This is a genomic window from Paenarthrobacter sp. NPDC089675 (assembly GCF_044749185.1).
Taxonomy (GTDB): Bacteria; Actinomycetota; Actinomycetes; order Actinomycetales; family Micrococcaceae; genus Arthrobacter.
Genome location: NZ_JBIVHM010000003.1, coordinates 25,268 through 43,364, shown reverse-complemented (window position 1 = coordinate 43,364; position 18,097 = coordinate 25,268). Strand labels below are relative to the sequence as shown.

The window sequence follows — 18,097 nt, the reverse complement described above, 5'->3', positions numbered from 1 at the left end:
ACGGTACAGTAACGACCATGTTCTCGCCGTCCTCGACCCAAGCACCCCGTTCCGTCAACCCCGTTAAGGGGCAGGCAGCACCGTGGCGCGATTGGACGGCCCTGGCACTGCTGATGTTCCCGGTGCTCCTCGTGGCCGTCGACAACACCGCGCTCACCTTCGCCCTGCCCGAGATCGCCCGTTCCCTGGAAGTGGGCGGCATCCAACTCCTGTGGATCGTCGATGCCTATCCCTTGGTTCTGGCCGCGCTGCTGGTTTCCATGGGCAACCTCGGTGACAGGATCGGACGACGGCGGTTGCTCCTGATCGGCAGCACAGGCTTCGCAGCGGTTTCGGCTGCTACGGCGTTCGCGCCGTCGGCGGAATGGCTGATTGCCGGACGCGCCTCGCTTGGCGTCTTCGGTGCGATGCTGATGCCCTCTACGCTGTCCCTGATCCGCAATATCTTTGCTGATCCCAACCGGCGCCGCCTCGCGATCGCAGTTTGGGCTGCGGGCTTCTCCGGCGGTGCCGCACTCGGTCCCATTTTTGGCGGCTGGCTCGTGGAGCACTTCTGGTGGGGCGCCGTCTTCCTGGTGGCGACATTCCTGCTTTTGCCCCTGCTGGCTTTCGGCAAGGTGCTCATTCCGGAGTCCAAGGACGCCAACCCGGGTCGCGTGGATGTACCAAGCATCGCCCTCTCAGTCCTCGCCATGGCTCCGTTCGTCTACGGCATCAAGGAATTTGCCGTGCACGGCTTCGGCGCATCCGCGGCTGCCTTCATGCTTTTCGGCGCCGTCATGGGGGTCCTCTTTGTCCGGCGGCAGCGGCAGCTGGCGAGCCCCATGCTGGATGTCGCGTTGTTCAGCAACAAGGTGTTCAGCACCGCGATCGTGGCCAACGTACTCTCCTTGTTCTCCATGACGGGCTTCATCTACTTCTTCGCCCAGCACCTGCAACTTATCGAAGGGCAGTCTCCGATGGAGGCAGGGATCGCCATGATTCCGGCACTGACGGCGACGATCGTCGCGGGACTCGTTGTGGTGCCGCTGGTCAAGCGGATCCGCCCCGGCTTTGTTGTAGCCGGTGGACTGGTGCTCAACGCCGTCGGCTACCTGGTGGTTGTGGTGGGCGACCACGGCAGCAGCCCGATGTTCCTGCTGTCCGCGCTGACAGTTCTTGCCGTGGGGGTGGGGGCTGCGGAGACCATCTCCAACGACCTCATCCTCGGGTCGGTACCGGCGGACAAGTCCGGCGCTGCTTCGGCCATCTCGGAAACCGGCTACGAGCTGGGCTCTCTCCTGGGTACGGCAGTGCTCGGATCGATCCTCACGGCGTCCTACCAGCACAACCTCACGATCCCCGACGGCGTCTCCTCGGCGGCCGCCGGGAAGTCGGGAGAGACTCTGGCCGGGGCCGTGGACGCTGCCGCCAACCTCCCGGCCCCCTTGGCCGAAGCACTGACCTCCGCTGCACGGGTGGCCTTCGAATCAGGAGTCCACATCACGGCGGCGATCGGGCTGGTACTGATGGCCGGAGCGGCGGTGCTTGCCGCCGTCGTACTCCGCCGGGTGCCCAAGGCGCAGTAAGTAACTGACCGCATGGCGAAGCCCGGGTCACCTGAGTGGCCCGGGCTTCCTGCTGCCTGCTGCTAGACGGCTTGGTTGAGCGTAGACCCGAGGCCCAGGCTCCTGGTGATTCCGCCGGTGGTGGCCGTGGCCAAGGCGGAAAGGTAGTCGTTCCGGCGTCGGGCGGTAATGCGCGATTCCGGTTCAAAAGCCTGTTCGGGGTTGTCCGCGTAATGGGCGGCGAGTCCGTCGCGCATCAGCCGGATGCCTTCGGCGCGCTGCTGCGATACGGCTGCGTGCGTGGAACCCAGCTCTTCCGCGAGTTCCTTGACCGACCTGCCTGCCAGGTAGATCTCCTGGATGACAAAACGCATCTTCTCCGGCAAAGCGTCGACGGCGGCACGCAGGTACTTGATCCGTTCATCGGCCAGTACCGAATTCTCCGGGGACGGGGCGACGGAAGCCACCGTGTCCACCACCACCTCATCCAGCGAAGTCAACGTTCGTGCCGCGTCAGCCAGGGCCGCCTCAACATGGCTGCGCTCAACACCCAGCGCCGAGGCCATTTCGGCAATGCTCGGGCTGCGGCCCAACACGCCGGTGAGGGTTTCCTGGATGGCCATGGTTTCCTTGATCCGCTTCCTCGCGGACCGGGTAGCCCAATCTCCCGCACGCATTTCGTCAGCGAAAGCACCAATGATCCGCCGGCGTGCGAAAGCCCCGAACGGGACGCCAAGATCCGGATCAAAGGAATCGGCGGAAGTAATGAGCGCCAGGGAGCCAACAGATGCAAAATCATCGCGCGACAAATGAGATGCGCGCGCACAAAGGTCAGAGACCAAGTAACCAACGAGCGGAAGGTGCTGCAACACCAGCTCGTTGCGCTGTTCGCGATTCAAAAGTAAGTCCCCCCATGAGACCGGAATATTGAGTTGCCATGCCCTTGATCCGCAAATTCCGGACGGCGCGTAGAGACCAATCACAGCGACGTTGTGGGACTTCGTTCAGGTACGTGTTCAGTGAACATATCACCTGAAAACGACTCTGCGTGTACGCTCGACACAAGAAACTCAAACGCCTGCAAAAACGTCATTTTCGCAAGGCAACAACGGATTGGGGAACCGTGGGGGCGGACGAGCTATCAGCGACTCTGTGGCGCGGGCGAAGGCAGCTCGATTTCCTGCTGTTCCTCCTCGAAACACAGCTTCTGCACCTCCGGGCCGGTCACTGGCACCGGCTCAACTTCACCGCGTCCGAGCTCGAAAAAGTCATCGAAAATCTTCGCTTTGAATCGCTTGCCCGAGGCGTGGAAGCCACGTCTTTGGCCACAGAGTGGCAGGCCCCGGATCGCTCCACCCTGCCTGCCTTGGTGGAAATTGCACCGGAGGGCATCTGGGCGGGGCTTTTGGATGAACACCGACGGGCCATGGTTTTGTTGGTGGAAAACATCGATACTGCCGTTGCCGCGAACATTTCCGCCTTGGAAACGGGCCCGGATAAAGCCGGCTCCGATGGCGACGAGTTGGAATTGCTGGCGATCCAAGCGAACATCCAACGGGCATTGACCGCTGTGCGCGAGGCCTCGCTTCCGTTATTGCGGGAATTCCTCGGGATCTCGTGGCGGGACGTGAGAGAGGAACCGCCCAAACCCAGCGGGACGTGAGAGAGGAACCGCCCAAACCCGGCGGGACGTGAGAGAGGATCAGTCCTTGGCGGGGGTTGGCGGGCGGAGGCCGGCAAGGAGCTCCTCGGCGTCGGGGCCCGCTTGGGTCGCGGCAAGGTTGGCGGCGGCGATTGCCTCCACCACTTCGCTGCGCTGGATGGACACACCACGGGGTGCTTCGATTCCGATCCGTACGCCGTCGCCACGGCCTTCCATGACGGTGATGACAATGTCGTCACCAATCATGATCTTCTCGCCCGGCTTACGCGTCAGTACCAGCATGGATTCAATGTACCTTTCCGAGGACCGGCTTGCTTGCGGCCTTGCCGTCAACCCAGCCCACGGGAATGCCCAGACCATCGACTGTTTCCGGGGTCGCGGTCTCCGAGGCACCAATGACGGCGAGGGCCGAGACGGCAGCATTGTCATTCCGCAGCAGCTGTTGAAGCGCCGCGACCCACGCCCTGGTGTCCTCGGCCTTGCGTCGGGCATCCACCACCACCCAGAGCTGGTCGGCGGAGAGGCTCGCAATGGTGGCAGCCTGCATGGGTACGTCGTGCGCCTTTCCCAAGCCGAACGCCACCAGGACGCTCTGGCCCGTGAGCACCGCCTGGGCTCGCGCCGCCGTCGCGCTTTGGCGCCCCTGGACGTGGAGGTGGCCGAAAGCGCTGAGCTGCCCCGCGGTACGGACGTCCGAGCCGCCGGCGGCGATGGACATTTCCAAGGCGGGGCCAAGGGCGTCGTCGCCGAGTCCAAGGAGCAGGATGAGGTTGCCGTCGCCTGCCAGGGGCTGCGGCACCTTGGCTGAAGGAGCGTCCGACGGCGGCGGTGTCACCACGGCGCCTTGCGGCACGGCAGCGGGCGCCGTGGAAACCAGCACGGGCGCAACCGCCGGACCGGCTTCGAGTTCCTTGCCAAGCTGTTCCAGCAGTCCTGCGAAGTCCGGTGATGCCGTGGAGACGGGCTCCGGTTTGTGGAGTTCGAGTTCGGCAGCGTCGGCACGTTCCAGGAGCGCTGCGATGGCCGGTCCATGCAATTCGTGGGCGTCCGCCGGCCCTGGCGGTGCAGCCACGGCGGCCGGCTCGGGGGCATTCACGGGAACTGCTCCCACTTCCACGGTGGCCTCGAACCGGGCTGCGGCAAACATGCCAACGATCCCCGGGTTGGTGACCTTCTCCGCCGCGACGATCCGCGCACCGGGACCGTATTGCTGCAGGGCCTTCTCCCGGATGGCATCAAGGGAAACACCCCTAAGCTTGTAGCGCTTCTGCATAGCGGACCACCCCCACTGTTTCGATCCTGATGTTCGCCGACGTCACTTCCCGGTACGAAAGGACCGGGACACCGCCGTCGGGCGCGGCCACAAGGCGACGGATCGCCGGGCGCAGCGCGGGCGCACAGACCAGGACGGCTTGCCGTCCGGTGGCTGCGGCACCGTCCACTGCCGACTTGAGGGAATTCAGCACGTCGTCCAGCTTGGCTTGGCCCATCACGATCTGCGTGCCACCCTCGGCCGGCCGCATGTCTTCGAGCATCGACTGTTCCAGCAACGGATCGATCATCACTACGGGAAGTACTGACCCGTCCAAATACTTGTTGGCGAGGACGGGCCCCAGGGCGTTCCGGGCGGATTCGATGAGCGCTTCAGGATCCGTGGATACCTTGGCCCGCAAGGCAAGGGCTTCGTAGATACGGGGAAGATCGTTGATGGGGACCTGTTCCTCCAAGAGTCCTTCCAGGACGCGTTGGATCTCTGCCAGGGTGAGCAGCCCGGGAGTGAGTTCCTCAACGGCGGAGGGGCTCTGCTTGCGGACACCTTCGGTGAGCACGCGGACGTCTTCCCTGGTGAGGAGCCGCGCGGCGTTGGCACTGATGATGGAGGAAAGATGGGTGACCAGCACGGAGACGCGATCAATGACGGTTGCACCCGTCATCTCGGCGCTGTGCCGCATTTCCGTCGGGACCCATTTGCCGTTCAGGCCAAAGACCGGTTCCACGGTTGAAGTTCCGGGCAGGGCGTCCAGGAACTCGCCGAGTGCCAAGAGCTTGCCCGACGGCGCCACTCCCCTTCCGGCCTCGACGCCGGCAATGCGTATGGCGTAGGTGGAAGGCGGCAGGTCCATGGCGTCGCGGGTCCTGACGGGCGGAACCACGAGTCCCAACTCCATGGCGATCTTGTGCCGCAGCGATCTCACCCGGGCCAGGAGGTCGTCCGAGGCCCCGGAAACAATGTCCACGAGGTCGGGAGCCAGCAGGATCTCCACGGGGTGGACGCGCATGTCTTCCAGGAGCCGTTCGTTGGGATCTTCCTCGGCCGCGACAGCGGCGTTGCCTGCCGCCTCAGCCGCGGCTGCAGCCTTCTGCCGGGCGGCCACCCTGCGTGAAGCGAAGACCAATAAAGCGGCCACCAGGAGGAACGGCAGAATGGGCATGCCCGGAATGATGGCCATGCATGCCGCCGCCAGGCCCGCGATCAGCAGCGCGTTGGGTGACTGCATGAGCTGCGACGACGCCGTGCGGCCCATGTCCTCCTCGGCGTTGGACCGGGTGACGATCATGCCTGTGGAAACGGCCATGAGAAGGGCCGGAATCTGCGTGACCAGGCCATCACCCATGGTCAGGAGCCCGTAGGTGTTCAAGGCGTCGATGGCATCCTGGCCGCGCTGCAGCACGCCGATCGCGATGCCGCCCACAAAGTTGATGATGATAATGATGATGCCCGCGATGGCATCACCCTTGACGAACTTGGAGGCGCCGTCCATGGCCCCGTAAAAGTCGGCCTCGGCGGAAACCTCGGCCCGGCGCTTACGGGCTTCCGTGTCCGTGATGAGTCCGGCGTTGAGGTCGGCGTCGATGGCCATCTGCTTGCCGGGCATGGCATCGAGCGTGAAGCGGGCGCCCACCTCGGCAACACGCTCGGCGCCCTTGGTGACCACCACGAACTGGATGACCACCAGGATCAGGAACACCACTGCACCGATGATCAGGGAGCCGCCCACTGTGACCTTGCCGAAAGCCTCAATGACCTGGCCGGCGAAACCCTGTCCCAGCACCAGCCGCGTGGAAGCCACGTTCAGCCCCAGTCTGAACAACGTTGCCACCAGCAACAGCGAAGGGAACACCGAGAAATCCAAGGGCTTCTTCACGAACATGCTGGTGAGCAGGATCAGCAAGGCCAACAGGATGTTGCACACGATCAGGAAGTCCAGCAGCGGCGCCGGCAGCGGTACCACCAGGAGCAGCACGATTCCCACGATGCCTACCGGCACCGACAGCCGGGCGAACTTGTTGTTGTTCATGCCAGCAGACCTTCCTTCATACGATGGATTCCCCGTGCTGTTCCTCGGGTCTTAAGCGACATCACGAAGGCCAGGACGGCGGCAACCGAACGGTAAAGCTCCACGGGAATCTCCTGCCCCAGCTCGCACGCGGAATGCAACGCCCGGGCCAGGGGGATGTCCTGCACCATGGGCACGCCCTTGGTCTCGGCTTCTTCCCTGATCCGCGACGCAATGACCCCCGCGCCCTTCGCCACCACGCGGGGTGCCGATTTGCCGGCGTCGTACTTCAACGCCACTGCAACGTGCGTCGGGTTGACCAGGACCACGTCGGCGTCCGCGATCGAGGCGATCATCCGGTTCCGGCTCATGCTCAGCTGGCGCGAACGCCGCTGGGACTTGACCAGCGGATCGCCGTCGGTGTTCTTGTTCTCGTCCTGGACTTCCTTCTTGGACATCCGGGTCTTCTTCCGGTTGCGCCGCATGACCACGAAGATATCCGCGGCTGCCAGCACCAGCCCGGCCGCGACGGCGAACTGGATGAGCGCCCCTATCCCGCCCGCCGCCGCGGCCAGGACCCCTGCTACCGGCAGTCCACCGGCCGTCAACAGCACGGGCATGAGGCCCTGGATGACCGTGTACAAGACAAGGCCTACGACGGCGGTCTTCAGCAGTGCCTTGACGCCGCCCCAAAGCGCCTGGGCACCAAACATCCGTTTGAAGCCCGCGAGCAGGTTGAAATGCCCAAACTCGGCACGGAACCTCTTGAAGCGGATGCCGCCCTGCAACGCGGACCCGGCCAGGACCACTACGGTGACCACCAGGAAAAGCGGGCCGAGGATCCCGGCGAGGGAACCCAGCCCCGCCTCCAGTGCCGCCATGGCCTTGGCAGGATCCGGATCCGCGATGACGGCCTTGACTGTGAACAGCTGGTCCACGGCGGCGTTGGACCCGTGGTCGATGGTGGCCGGAAGCATCGCCGCGGCCCCGCCCACGGCAAGCCACGCCATGAGGTCCTGGGACCTCGAAAGCTGCCCCTTCTGACGGACCTCGCGCATGCGTTTGTCCGTGGCTTGTTCGGTTTTCTCCTGCGAGTCCGACACCTACCCCACCCCCAAAACAGTCCGGGCAGCCAACTCCGCAAGGGACGCCACGAGCCGTGGCAGCGCCAGGAAGAGGAAGCCTGCCAGGGCCAGCGTGATGAAGATCTTGAGCGGGAACCCGAGCGAGAAAGCATTCAGTGCCGGGGCCACGCGCGTGAGGAGACCGAGTCCGACGTCGGCCAGCACCAGGACAACCAGCAACGGACCGGCGATCTGGACCGCGGAGATGAACATGCCGGTAATCGCGCCCACCACCGCGTCAACAGGCTTGCTGAGGTCGATGCCACCGGCCAGAGGCAAGGCGTTGAAACTGCCCGTCAGGCCACCGATCACCAGTTGATAGCCGTCGGAGGCGAAGAGCAGGGCAAGGGCGGCCATCTGCAGCAAGCGGGTGAACTGGGCGCCGTTGACCATCATCTGGGGATCGAACGCCTGCGCCATTTGGAACCCGCTGAAGAGGTCTATCAGGCTTCCAGCCGACTGGATAGCGGCAAACACAGCCATCACCAGGAAGCCGAGGACCAGGCCCGTGACCAGCTCCAGGACAATTGCCGTGATGAAGCCCGCCGTGTCCCTGGGAACGGCGTCGGCGGACAGGCGCTGGGAGACGGCCAAGCCAAGGCCGATGCCGAGCATGGCCTTGATCCGGGCAGGGATGGCGTGGTGCGCGAAAGGGGGAGCCACCACCAGGAAGGCCGTCATGCGGACCGAAGCCAGCAGGAGGACCTGGATCCACGACTGGCTGATGGGGATGTCCACCTCACGCGCCACCGATCAGACCGGGAATACGGGCGAAGAGCTCGTTGGTGAAGGTGACCATCTCGGAGATCATCCAGTGGCCGCACACCACCAGGGCAATGGCTACGGCCACGGCTTTCGGGACGAAGGACAGCGTGGCTTCCTGCAACTGCGTAATGGACTGCAGGAGTGAAATCGCCAAGCCCACCACCAAGGCGGTGACCAACGTGGGAGCGGCCAGCTTGGCGGCGACAATCATGGCCTGGAGGCAAATGTCCAGGACTGCGTTGGTATCCATCAGCCGCTCGAATAGCTCTGGATCAGCGACGTGATCACCAATCCCCAGCCGTCAACCAGGACGAACAGGAGAATCTTGAACGGCAGCGAAATCATCACCGGCGGAAGCATCATCATGCCCATGGACATCAGGGCCGCGGAGACCACGAGGTCGATCACCAGGAACGGAATGAAGATGACGAAACCGATGATGAACGCGGCCCTCAGTTCCGAGATCATGAACGCCGGAACAAGGGTCTGCAGCGGTACGGCTTCAGGGTTGGCCGGGTTCTGCATGTTGGCAGCCCGCGTCATCAGCGCGATGTCCTCTTCGCGTGTATGAGCCAGCATGAAGTGCTGCAGCGGCGTCCACCCGGCGGACATGGCTCCGTTGAAGTCCACGCCACCGTTCAGGTACGGCTGCACGGCCACTGTGTTGATATCCGAAACAACGGGCCACATGACGAAGAGGGACAGGAACAGGGCCAGCCCTGCGAGGACCTGGTTGGGCGGAATGGCAGGGAGGGACAGCGCATTCCGGGTCATGGCCAGCACCACGAAGATCTTGGTGAAGGACGTCATCATCAGCAACAGCGCCGGAGCCACGGACAACAGCGTGATCCCGATAAGCGTCACCACGGCCGACGACGGAGCCCCGTCCAGGCCATTGATGTTGATGCTGACATTGCCGCCGGATTCCGGAGCAGCCGGAGGGGTGGGCGGCGTGGGCGCGGTGGGGTCGATCGGTGCTGCGTGCGCCACCGCCGTGCCCAGCCACAGCAAAACAGCCGTGATCAGGAGGACCCACAGCATCGCAAGCCACGCCCGGGAAGCCCGGGACGTGAAGGAGGGCAGTCCCGGCGAGCCGGGACCAGCGGAACGGATCAATTGCGGCGTCCCCTGAAGGCATCGGACGCCTGGCGCCAAGTGGAAGCGGAGAGTATGGAGCCGTGGAGCGGATGTGCCTGCGCCGGTGTCCGACGATGCAGCTCGGCCCGGCGACGGACCACGGGAATCTGGCCCGTGACCAGCTCATTCCGGGGCACGGATTCCCCGGAAGCCTGGCGGAACAACTGCGCGAAGCTTTGTTCCTCGACCATCTGCGGCTGGAGGGGTTCAACGATTTCCGCAGGGACCACGGGGGCGTCGCTCGTGTGGAGGACGGTGACGTTATGCTCAGTCACTCCAAGAAGGAAGCGCTTGTCACCGGCGTCCACCACCACAACCGAAGCCTTTTGGCCCACGGCTTGCCGGCTCACCACACTCAGCGTGGAATCCGCACGACGCCGGCCCTTGCCCTTGCCGAGGCGGCGCTGGAGGAGCCAGATCACGCCCAGCACGGCACCGAGGGCCACCACCACGCGCAGCCCGAGGATGAAGGAATCCATTTACAACGTGCCCTCTGCCCCGTCCAGGATGCGGGTGATCCGGACGGCGTAGTCCTGATCCACCACCACAACCTCGCCATGGGCAATCAGGCGTCCGTTGAGCAAGACGTCTGCCGGCGCGCCGGCAGAGCGGTCAAGTTCGATCACCTTGCCCGGTTCCAGCGCCAAGGCATCGCGCACCGACATCCGGGTGCGTCCGATCTCCACCGTCAACGCCATCTCAACGTTGCTGATGAGGCCTAGGCGCGCGGCCATGTCAGCGTCCTGAGCGCCGCGGGAGGGACCGGCGTCGTTATCCCGCACGCGGACGGCGAACCACCCGAACGGAGCAGCGCCGTCGTTAAGCTCAAATACAACCGTGGCCGGGTCCTGAAGCAGCCCGGCGGCGTCCTCCTCGCGCAATTCACCCAGCACGCCGGCATCGAACGCTGATGCGGCTTGCTCCAGGGCAGGACGCAGGACGTCACCGGCGGAGAACTGCGCCCCGGCGACTGCGCCTCCAGCAGCGGCGAGGAACGAGGTGTCCACCAGCAGCAGGGCGAAATCCGCCGTCGACGCGCCCACGAAAGTGGCCGTCACCGCCGGAGAGGCATAGGGCGCGGCAACCTCGGCCGGGACGATGCCGGCCACGGTCAGCATCGCCGACGCGGGCAGGTGCTGCGCCAGGCGCTCGGCTGCCGCTTCCTGCAGGGTCAAGGTGATGCTCATCTCTGGTGCTCCTCGGTTGTGACAATGACGGCAGCGGCGCGCGAACCGTGCCGGGCGGCGGCCGCTGTGGCCAGGCGGGTGCCGTTGATGGTGACGTCGAACGGACGGTTTTCCAGGTGCGGCAGCGGCAGGACATCGCCGACGGCGAGTGCAAGGATCTGCGCGGGAGTCACCTGCGCGGGGGTCAGCTGGATAGCGACGTCGACCGGAACCTGGGCGAGCTGCGTCCGGACGAGCGCCTCATTGTCAACGCTGTGGACGGTGGGATTCACGTCGCCGAGCCTGGACAGGAGCACATCCGCGGGAATGGCCAACGTGGAAGCGCATTGGGTCTCGCCCACGTTCACGCTGAAAGTGGCCACGATCATGAGTTCGGACGGTGCGGCGGCCTGGGCGAACTGGGAGTTGTACTGGATGCCGTCCATGGTTACGGACTGGGTGAGGAGGTTGCCGAGGGAGTACTTCAGGTCCTCGAGGACTTCCTCAACCATGCGGCTGATCAGGGCATGCTCGATCTGCGTGAACTTGCGTTCGGGGGCCACCGTGTCCGCGGACCCGCCCAGCATCCGGCTGAGCCACGCCAGGGCGGCGGTGGCGGGAAACTGGATAACGAGCCTGGACTCGCTGTCCTCCACCCGGCACAGCACCATGGAAGTCACCGACGGCAAGGAAGCGGAGTACTCGTCGTAGCTCTGCATGCTCAACTGCTCAAGGGTGGCGGTGGATTTCAGCCGGACCTTGGCCGTGAGTTGGGTGCCCCACTGGCGGGCGAACGTCTCGAAAGCCACTTCCAGGACACGGCTGTGCTGGCGTGGCAGGGTGGTGGGCCTGCGGAAATCGTAGACGTCCACGGTGCGTTGCCGTGCCGCCGCGCGATCTTCCTGTTCTCCCACGGACGGCACTATCGGCCTCTAAGTTGCGGGCGTAAGGCTATTTATCACGCGGTTTTCTGCGCAGACTACTTTGCCGCCTTCGCAGCAGCCGCCGAATCGTGGGTCTGCTGCTCTACGGCTTGCGGAATGAGCGCACGGATGTCCTCCGGTCGGTCCGAAACCAGGACCACGTCCACCCGGCGGTTCAACTCCATCAGTTCTTCTGTGGAGTCGTCCGTGACTTGCCTGGCAGAGCCGAACGCAACCGCCCCGATCTTGGCCGCCGGCATTCCGGATTGGTCCACGAAGAAGCGCAGGACGTTCACCGATCTTGCCGCGGAAAGTTCCCACGTTGACGCGTAGGCGGTGTAGCCCTTGGCTGCGTGGCCCTCGATCATCACTTCCAGGCCTGAACCAACCACCGTGGGAGCGATGGCCTTGAGGATCTCCACGGCCTTGGGCGTCAAATCAGGCATGTCAGGCTGGAAAAAAGTCTGCGAACCAACGAGTTTCACCGTCAGGCCGCGCTCCCCCACAACGAACTCCACGTTCTTGTCCAAGCCCATCGACTGGAGCTTGGTCTGCATGGCACCCTGCAGGGCAGTCAGCTTGTTGACTTCCTGCGTCGCCAGATCCAGTGGAGAAAAGCCTTCCCCTTTGGCTGTGGTCAGGTCGCCCGGGACCACGACACCGCTGGCGGTGTCCACTTTCTGGCTGATCTCGGTGCCGAAGCCCGTGGCCAGGGAATTGCGCAGCTTCTCGAACTTGATCTGGTCCACCGAAGACATAGCGAAAAGCACGATGAACATGCACATGAGCACCGTGACCATGTCCATGTAGGAGGCCATCCAACGCTCATCGACGTGGTGCTCTTCGAGCTTGGCCCCGCGTTTCCTGCGCGACCTCATGCTGCCCTGGACGCTGTGAGCTTGCCGGTCTTGCCGCCGTCGTCCGCTTTCTTGTTCCCCTTGGACTTGGGGTCGGCCGGGACCATCGCGCGCAAGCGCTCAGCCAAAAGCAGCGGCTGGGTACCGCTCTGCACCGCGAGCAGGCCTTCCATGAGGAGGTTCATCCGCTCCACCTCCAGCTCAGACAGTCGCTTGAGCTTGGAGCTGATCGGGAGCCAAATGAAGTTCGCGGACAGCAGGCCCCACAAAGTGGCAACAAAGGCCGCAGCGATCATCGGCCCCAGGTGGTCCGGGGAAGACAGGTTCTCCAGCACATGGGTCAGGGAGACCACGGTACCAATGATGCCGATGGTGGGCGCGTAACCGCCCAGGGCAGCGAAGAACTTGGACGCGACGTGGTCCGCGCGCATGCGGGTATCGATCTCGTCCTCCATGAGGAGGCGGAGTTCCTCGGCGTCCGTGCCGTCGGCGATGTTCTGCAGCGAACGTGCAAGGAACGGATCCTTGGCGTTGTTGGCTTCCTCTTCCAAGGACAGCAAACCCTCGCTGCGGGCCTTCTCCGCCAAACGCACCAGCTCATCGATGCTCGCACTGGCCTTGGCGGGCTTGCCCATGAAGACCTTCGGGACCTGTTTGAAGGACTGGATGACGTCCGGAAGCGTATTGCCGGCCAACCCCACGGCGATGGTGGCCCCGAACACCAGCACCATGGGCGCCGGCAGGAGCAGGGACATCAGGTTGGCGTGTTCCAGGGTGACCATGACCACCACGGAGGCAAAGGCGAGCAGCAGGCCGATGATTGTCACGGGGCTACCTTCCGTTTCTGGGGTCGGGATTGTGCGGTTCTTCTTCCGCCGGGGGCACCAGGCTTAGCGGGTACCCGGAGACCCGCGGGAGGTCCTGGGCCCGCCGCAGCACGCTTGCCCTGTACTCCGCAATCAGTTCCACCACTTCCACCAGCGATTCACGAACCACATAGGCGGCGCCGTCGAGGGTCACCAAATGGGTATCCGGACTCTCATGGATCCGTTCCAGGATGTCCGGGTTCACGGCAAAACGTGTGCCGTTGAGGCGGGTGACGATGATCATGTGCTGTTCTGCTTTGGCTTGGGGCGGCTGTAGTCCCTACTGTCGGCCGAAAGCTGCGCGGCGTTAGGGGCCCATGGGGAAACCTGCGACGGCGGGTGCCGACTAGACGATCCTGCGTCCGTCCGGATCCAGGCGCTTGCCCACGTGTTTGGGACTGCGCAGCACAATGGAACGGTCCACGATTTCGACAAAAGGGAACCGCTGGTTCAGCTGCCGTTCAAGCAGCGCCATGTCCTCAACGCGGCGAAGCCACACCGCGAGCACCAGTGAGTACGTGCTTCCCGTGGTGACCACGAGCCGTGCCTCATCCAATCGGGCCAGGCTGGCGGCGACAACCTCGACCTTCGACGCCGGCGCACGCATGAAATACCAAACACTGACCGGCCACGGCGAGAAGGTCCGGGCGATCTCGAGCCGCACCACCACCTTCCTGGAACCAAGGACGTGCAAGAGGGCGCTCTTTGCCCGGGACGGACTTACCTGGAGCAAGTGGGCAAGATCAGCCACCGAGGTCCGTCCGTCCATCAGGAGAAACCGGACCAGATCCTCCTCCGCCTTCTCCGGCAGGCTCGATTTGGTGGGGAACGGTGCCGGGACGGCCCTCTCCAAGGCCGACACCTCCTCAACCCCCAAGGACCTCAGCCGCCACCTTTGCGCGTCGGCTACCAGGTTGATCACGCGATGGGTACGGGTGCTGGTGATCCCCGGCACCATCGGAATCCGATCCACCAGGAAACGCGACAGCTCGTCGTCGGTCCCGCAGAGAACCGTAACCACCAGGTCCCGGTCTCCCGCCGTCTGGTCTATTGAGACCACCTGCCGATCCCGCGCCAGATCCACCACCACAGCGGCGGTGCTTGACGGCACACACTGGATCTCGACGATTGCCCCGACAAAGCGCGCTCCGGCACCACGGTACGACGTCGTCCACGCCAAGCCGGTTTCCTGGAGGACATTCCATCTGCGCGCCAAGGTGACAGCATCTGCGCCGACCACCGGAGCCAAGGCCGTCCACGGAGCCCGCGGCCGTACCTGGAGGGCGTGCAACAGCCGCAGATCACGCTCCTCAAACTCAAAATCCTGCATGCGCGGCCGGCTTAACTCGATTTCCTGCGTTTTCCGTGAATTCAATCATGCGCCGCCTAGGTTTGGCCCCGCCTAAGCCACTTTGAAAGGAGCACAATGGGGAACCAGCTGACGGCGGCTGCCGCTGACGTCGGCACCCGCAGCGACCAGGAACTGATAATGCTTGTCCGTGACGGAAGGCCGGAAGCATTCGAGGAACTGTTCCGGCGGCACAAGAGGGCGGCCGAATACATGGCCCGCCGGGAATCGGACAATGCCAGCGATGCCGAGGACATCGCAGCGGAGGCCTTCCTGTCCATACTTGCCAGCCTGTGCGCGGGAAAAGGGCCCGACCAACATTTCAGGTCCTATCTGCTGACAGTGACCCGGCGCATGGCCCACCGGCGCAACACCCGGGCACGGCGTCTGGCACGCCTTGCCCACGACCGCGCCTTGGAACCGGCAGGCATCGGGCAACTGCCGGACCTTGAACCCTCCACTATGACGCGGGCCTTCGAATCGCTTCCGCCGCGTTGGCAGACCGTCCTTCGCTGCGTGGACATCCAAGGCATGGCGCATGCCGAAGCCGCAGCGTACGTCAATGTAGGCGCCAACGGTGTGGCCTCGCTCCTGGTCCGTGCCAGGAAGGGTCTGCGCCTTGCCTACCTGTGGGAGGACCGTGAAAACTTTCCTGCTCCCCCGGGTCTTCGCCGGCCTGACAACCGGCCGGCGAAGGCCACCGGAGACTAGCGCTTCAGGTTGCTCAATTCCTGCAGGACCTCGTCCGAGGTAGTGATGATGCGGGCGTTCGCCTGGAATCCGCGCTGGGCCACGATCAGGTTGGTGAACTCCTGGGACAGGTCAACGTTGGACATTTCCAAGGACCCCGAGCTCAGGGAACCAAGTCCCGCGTCGCCGGGGACGCCCAGCTGGGCTGCGCCGGAGTTGGCCGTGGCGATGTACGCCGAACCGCCAGCCTTCTCCAGGCCTTCGGTGTTGGTGAACCGCGCCAGCGCAACGCGGGCCAGGACCTGGGTGCTGCCATTGCTGAACGCGCCCACGAGCGAACCGTCAGCAGCCAAGGTGAAGGACTCGAGCTTTCCGGCTTCGGCACCGTTTTGTCCCGTCACAGTGAGGGTGCTCATCTGGGCAAACCCAGTGACGGCGCCCAGGTTCACGTTGATTCCGCCAACGTTCAATGAACCGCCGGAGGTCAGGGCGCCGTTGGTGAAGGTCAGCGCACCCGAGCCCGTGGCGCCGTTTGCGTCCGCACCCGCGACGCTCCAGCCGGTGTTGGTACGGCTGAACGTCAGTGTGAGGGCCCGCTCTGCTCCGTTGCCGTCGAAGACCTTGACCTGGCGTTCCAGCGTGGTTCCAACGGCAGCGTCGGAGGGCAGGTTCCCGCCCAGTGTGGCAGAACTGGTTGCCACGGCAGCGGCAGTGGTGTTCGGGGACAACGTGATGGGACCGGTGGCTCCGCCCAGGTTCACCGCACCGTTGGTGGCCGACCAGCCTTGGAGGATGCCGCCGTCGGGACTCACCAAGCGGCCCCCGGCGTCCAGTTGGAAGTTGCCCGCACGGGTGTAGAACTGCTGGGTTCCCTTCTCCGTGACGAAGAAGCCCTGGCCCGAGATCATGAGGTCCGTACCCCGGCCGGTGCTCTGCGACGACCCCTGGCCGAAGTTGGTACTGACCCCCGCCACCCGGACACCGAGACCCACCTGTGCCGGGTTGGAACCACCCGTCGCTGCCTGGGGCGCCGCGGCACCTTGGCTCAGTTGCGACAACGTGTCCTGGAACTGCGCCGACGACGACTTGAAGCCCGTGGTGTTGACGTTGGCGATGTTGTTGCCAGTGACGTCGAGCATGGTCTGGTGGGCGCGGAGACCGGAAATTCCGGAGTACAGCGAACGGAGCATGGTGTTGCCTTTCTTCGGGGTCTGTGTTTTCAGGCGGCGGTGATGCCGGTGATGCTGTCGAGTGGGACCTTCTTGTCACCGATGCTGACCAGCGGAACGCCGTCGTCGAAGGAGACGGCGGTTGCCTTCCCCTCGCCCTTGGTTCCGTCGGCGAGCGCGTAGGACACGTTGGTGCCGATGATTTGCGCGGCTGCAGTGCGCATCTGGAGCGAGAAACTCTCCTTGGAACCAGCGGTGAGCTCGGTCATTTTCTCCATCATGGACAATTGCACCGACTGGCTCATCATCTGGTTGGTATCCATGGGCGCGCTGGGATCCTGGTACCTCAACTGCGTTACCAGGAGGTGCATGAAGACCTCCGAATCCATGGTCTGGGCGGGGGTCCGCTTTGGGGTTGCGGTGTTCGCTTGTACCGCGCTGGGTATGGCCTGGATGGTCACGCTGTTCTCTCCTTTGCTTCAGACGAGGACGTCGAGCCGGCTGGTGGTGGGTGCTTCGCTTGCTTCGGCTGCTTCGCTTGCTCCGTTTACGGCCCGCGGTGGTGCTGCCGGCCTCGGATCGTTGCCATGCTCAGTGACGGGCCTTCTCGCTTCCCCCTGGCTGCCGTGCCGGGTGCCTGTGTCCTGGGCACCGTGGTGGGGGTGCTGCTGCTGCGAAGTATTCCGCGGATTGTCCTGCGACGCGTTCCGAGGGCTGTCCTGCGAGGACAGGCTCAAGCTCGCGCCGGTGTCCTCCAGCCCCCGCCTGAGTTCGGGCAGCACGTGGCGGACCGCCTCCCGTCCCGCATCCCCGGCCGCGAACAGCTCGATCCGTACGCCTGCGCCGTCAATATGGGCACGCACCGTCAACGGGCCCAAGTCCTCCGGCGATACCCGCAGCGTCATCACGTGCTCCCCGGGTTTCGCCGAGGCCAACACGAACAACGGTTGTGCCAGTTGCTGGGCGAGGGGTTGATGGTGGGCGGGTGATGCCGGTTGGGCCAGTGCGGCTTGGGTGCCTGCCTGCAGCTGGGCCGGAGGCACGACGACGACGGTCGCTTGTGCGGCTGCGTCGGCTCCCGTTGGGGTCGGCTGCGGGACACCCGGGCCGGGGTTGGCTGAGGGTGCGGGGTTAGCCACCTGGACACCCGCCATTCCGGGGTTTCGCTGCAGATCAGGCCGTGCCAACGGCCTATCCGGCAGCGCTCCCGCGTTTTGGGGGTTCGTGGGCCCCGGGGCAACACTTGGCGCGCTGGCCCCCGGATTCCCCACGGCTGCAGGAGCTGCCCCGGACCCCGGATTCCCCGCGGCTGCAGTGGCAGACCCGGCGGCGGAAGCTACGCCCATACCGGGGTCCGGCTGCAGATCAGGCCGTGCCAACGGCCTATCCGGCAGCGCTCCCCCGTTTTGGGGGTTCGTTGTGCCCAGGATGTCCGAGCGTGGTCCAGCCAGGGCAGCAACCCCAGACCCGGACCCCGGATTCCCCACGGCTGCGGATGCTGACCCGGACCCCGGATTCCTCCCGGCTCCATTAGCTACCCCGACGGCGGAAGCTACGCCCATTC

Annotated in this window: 21 protein-coding genes; 3 read left to right on the top strand and 18 right to left on the bottom strand. The window is 64.6% G+C overall.

Annotation, left to right across the window (positions count from 1 at the left end; all coding sequences use genetic code 11):
- The first annotated feature begins 17 nt into the window (after positions 1 to 17).
- A complete protein-coding gene (locus tag ACIPY2_RS07840; RefSeq protein WP_400265809.1) occupies positions 18 to 1,568 on the top strand; it encodes an MFS transporter in 1,551 nt (516 codons plus the stop codon).
- Positions 1,569 to 1,630: 62 nt separating this feature from the next.
- Here the strand turns inward: ACIPY2_RS07840 and ACIPY2_RS07835 are convergent, their stop codons facing one another.
- Entirely contained in the window at positions 1,631 to 2,446 is an 816-nt protein-coding gene (locus tag ACIPY2_RS07835; RefSeq protein WP_400265808.1) for a sigma-70 family RNA polymerase sigma factor, read from the bottom strand.
- A 224-nt stretch (positions 2,447 to 2,670) separates the two neighbouring features.
- On the opposite strand from ACIPY2_RS07835, the gene ACIPY2_RS07830 reads away from it, so the two are divergent.
- On the top strand, positions 2,671 to 3,210 hold the full coding sequence (locus ACIPY2_RS07830) for a hypothetical protein (protein ID WP_400265807.1): 540 nt from the start codon (positions 2,671 to 2,673) through the stop codon (positions 3,208 to 3,210).
- Between the two features lie 39 nt (positions 3,211 to 3,249).
- On the opposite strand, the gene csrA is transcribed toward ACIPY2_RS07830, so the two are convergent.
- From csrA to ACIPY2_RS07760, 14 genes are all read right to left on the bottom strand, one after another.
- Entirely contained in the window at positions 3,250 to 3,492 is a 243-nt protein-coding gene (gene csrA, locus ACIPY2_RS07825; RefSeq protein WP_400265806.1) for a carbon storage regulator CsrA, read from the bottom strand.
- Positions 3,493 to 3,496: 4 nt separating this feature from the next.
- Entirely contained in the window at positions 3,497 to 4,483 is a 987-nt protein-coding gene (locus ACIPY2_RS07820; RefSeq protein ID WP_400265805.1) for a hypothetical protein, read from the bottom strand.
- Positions 4,461 to 6,509, bottom strand: a complete 2,049-nt coding sequence (locus tag ACIPY2_RS07815) for a flagellar biosynthesis protein FlhA (protein ID WP_400265804.1) — start codon at positions 6,507 to 6,509, stop codon at positions 4,461 to 4,463. Before ACIPY2_RS07815 ends, ACIPY2_RS07820 begins: the two co-directional genes overlap by 23 nt.
- Complete coding sequence (locus tag ACIPY2_RS07810; RefSeq protein ID WP_400265803.1) at positions 6,506 to 7,591, bottom strand: flagellar biosynthesis protein FlhB; 1,086 nt, start codon at positions 7,589 to 7,591, stop codon at positions 6,506 to 6,508. Before ACIPY2_RS07810 ends, ACIPY2_RS07815 begins: the two co-directional genes overlap by 4 nt.
- Entirely contained in the window at positions 7,592 to 8,350 is a 759-nt protein-coding gene (locus tag ACIPY2_RS07805; protein ID WP_400265802.1) for a flagellar biosynthetic protein FliR, read from the bottom strand. It abuts the gene before it with no gap.
- 1 nt (position 8,351) lies between these two features.
- Positions 8,352 to 8,627 (bottom strand): flagellar biosynthesis protein FliQ, encoded by a 276-nt coding sequence (gene fliQ, locus ACIPY2_RS07800; protein ID WP_397323185.1) that lies wholly within the window; start codon positions 8,625 to 8,627, stop codon positions 8,352 to 8,354.
- The gene (gene fliP, locus ACIPY2_RS07795; RefSeq protein ID WP_400266212.1) at positions 8,627 to 9,418 is read right to left on the bottom strand and encodes a flagellar type III secretion system pore protein FliP; all 792 of its coding nucleotides are present in this window, start codon (positions 9,416 to 9,418) and stop codon (positions 8,627 to 8,629) included. Before fliP ends, fliQ begins: the two co-directional genes overlap by 1 nt.
- A gap of 71 nt (positions 9,419 to 9,489) precedes the next feature.
- Complete coding sequence (fliO, locus tag ACIPY2_RS07790; protein WP_400265801.1) at positions 9,490 to 9,993, bottom strand: flagellar biosynthetic protein FliO; 504 nt, start codon at positions 9,991 to 9,993, stop codon at positions 9,490 to 9,492.
- Positions 9,994 to 10,701: a flagellar motor switch protein FliN gene (fliN, locus tag ACIPY2_RS07785; RefSeq protein ID WP_400265800.1), complete on the bottom strand. Its 708-nt coding sequence runs from the start codon at positions 10,699 to 10,701 to the stop codon at positions 9,994 to 9,996.
- The gene (locus ACIPY2_RS07780) at positions 10,698 to 11,594 is read right to left on the bottom strand and encodes a flagellar motor switch protein FliM (protein ID WP_400265799.1); all 897 of its coding nucleotides are present in this window, start codon (positions 11,592 to 11,594) and stop codon (positions 10,698 to 10,700) included. The genes fliN and ACIPY2_RS07780 overlap by 4 nt, the downstream gene beginning before the upstream one ends.
- Positions 11,595 to 11,659: 65 nt before the next feature.
- Positions 11,660 to 12,481, bottom strand: a complete 822-nt coding sequence (locus ACIPY2_RS07775) for a flagellar motor protein MotB (protein WP_400265798.1) — start codon at positions 12,479 to 12,481, stop codon at positions 11,660 to 11,662.
- Positions 12,478 to 13,242, bottom strand: a complete 765-nt coding sequence (locus ACIPY2_RS07770; RefSeq protein WP_400266211.1) for a motility protein A — start codon at positions 13,240 to 13,242, stop codon at positions 12,478 to 12,480. Before ACIPY2_RS07770 ends, ACIPY2_RS07775 begins: the two co-directional genes overlap by 4 nt.
- 49 nt (positions 13,243 to 13,291) lie before the next feature.
- Positions 13,292 to 13,570 carry a flagellar FlbD family protein gene (locus tag ACIPY2_RS07765; RefSeq protein ID WP_400265797.1) on the bottom strand — a complete coding sequence of 93 codons (279 nt, stop codon included), beginning with the start codon at positions 13,568 to 13,570 and terminating at the stop codon, positions 13,292 to 13,294.
- 102 nt (positions 13,571 to 13,672) lie between these two features.
- Entirely contained in the window at positions 13,673 to 14,656 is a 984-nt protein-coding gene (locus tag ACIPY2_RS07760; RefSeq protein ID WP_400265796.1) for an Lrp/AsnC ligand binding domain-containing protein, read from the bottom strand.
- A gap of 96 nt (positions 14,657 to 14,752) precedes the next feature.
- On the opposite strand from ACIPY2_RS07760, the gene ACIPY2_RS07755 reads away from it, so the two are divergent.
- Positions 14,753 to 15,385: an RNA polymerase sigma factor gene (locus tag ACIPY2_RS07755; protein WP_400265795.1), complete on the top strand. Its 633-nt coding sequence runs from the start codon at positions 14,753 to 14,755 to the stop codon at positions 15,383 to 15,385.
- On the opposite strand, the gene ACIPY2_RS07750 is transcribed toward ACIPY2_RS07755, so the two are convergent.
- The 3 genes from ACIPY2_RS07750 to ACIPY2_RS07740 are packed head-to-tail and all read right to left on the bottom strand — an operon-like array spanning position 15,382 to position 17,672.
- Positions 15,382 to 16,554 (bottom strand): flagellar hook protein FlgE, encoded by a 1,173-nt coding sequence (locus tag ACIPY2_RS07750; RefSeq protein ID WP_400265794.1) that lies wholly within the window; start codon positions 16,552 to 16,554, stop codon positions 15,382 to 15,384. The genes ACIPY2_RS07755 and ACIPY2_RS07750 overlap by 4 nt on opposite strands.
- A gap of 29 nt (positions 16,555 to 16,583) precedes the next feature.
- Entirely contained in the window at positions 16,584 to 16,994 is a 411-nt protein-coding gene (locus ACIPY2_RS07745) for a flagellar hook assembly protein FlgD (RefSeq protein WP_400265793.1), read from the bottom strand.
- Positions 16,995 to 17,012: 18 nt separating this feature from the next.
- Positions 17,013 to 17,672 carry a flagellar hook-length control protein FliK gene (locus tag ACIPY2_RS07740; protein WP_400265792.1) on the bottom strand — a complete coding sequence of 220 codons (660 nt, stop codon included), beginning with the start codon at positions 17,670 to 17,672 and terminating at the stop codon, positions 17,013 to 17,015.
- Between the last annotated feature and the right edge of the window lie 425 nt (positions 17,673 to 18,097).

Bases quoted from the DNA above. Each gene is read 5' to 3' on its own strand.
- fliN (WP_400265800.1), bottom strand. From the start codon at position 10,701: ATGAGCATCACCTTGACCCTGCAGGAAGCGGCAGCCGAGCGCCTGGCG.
- fliP (WP_400266212.1), bottom strand. From the start codon at position 9,418: ATGCTGTGGGTCCTCCTGATCACGGCTGTTTTGCTGTGGCTGGGCACG.
- ACIPY2_RS07775 (WP_400265798.1), bottom strand. From the start codon at position 12,481: ATGAGGTCGCGCAGGAAACGCGGGGCCAAGCTCGAAGAGCACCACGTC.
- fliO (WP_400265801.1), bottom strand. From the start codon at position 9,993: ATGGATTCCTTCATCCTCGGGCTGCGCGTGGTGGTGGCCCTCGGTGCC.
- ACIPY2_RS07760 (WP_400265796.1), bottom strand. From the start codon at position 14,656: ATGCAGGATTTTGAGTTTGAGGAGCGTGATCTGCGGCTGTTGCACGCC.
- ACIPY2_RS07820 (WP_400265805.1), bottom strand. From the start codon at position 4,483: ATGCAGAAGCGCTACAAGCTTAGGGGTGTTTCCCTTGATGCCATCCGG.
- ACIPY2_RS07765 (WP_400265797.1), bottom strand. From the start codon at position 13,570: ATGATCATCGTCACCCGCCTCAACGGCACACGTTTTGCCGTGAACCCG.
- ACIPY2_RS07840 (WP_400265809.1), top strand. From the start codon at position 18: ATGTTCTCGCCGTCCTCGACCCAAGCACCCCGTTCCGTCAACCCCGTT.
- ACIPY2_RS07770 (WP_400266211.1), bottom strand. From the start codon at position 13,242: ATGGTCACCCTGGAACACGCCAACCTGATGTCCCTGCTCCTGCCGGCG.
- fliQ (WP_397323185.1), bottom strand. From the start codon at position 8,627: ATGGATACCAACGCAGTCCTGGACATTTGCCTCCAGGCCATGATTGTC.
- ACIPY2_RS07815 (WP_400265804.1), bottom strand. From the start codon at position 6,509: ATGAACAACAACAAGTTCGCCCGGCTGTCGGTGCCGGTAGGCATCGTG.
- ACIPY2_RS07755 (WP_400265795.1), top strand. From the start codon at position 14,753: ATGGGGAACCAGCTGACGGCGGCTGCCGCTGACGTCGGCACCCGCAGC.
- ACIPY2_RS07750 (WP_400265794.1), bottom strand. From the start codon at position 16,554: ATGCTCCGTTCGCTGTACTCCGGAATTTCCGGTCTCCGCGCCCACCAG.
- csrA (WP_400265806.1), bottom strand. From the start codon at position 3,492: ATGCTGGTACTGACGCGTAAGCCGGGCGAGAAGATCATGATTGGTGAC.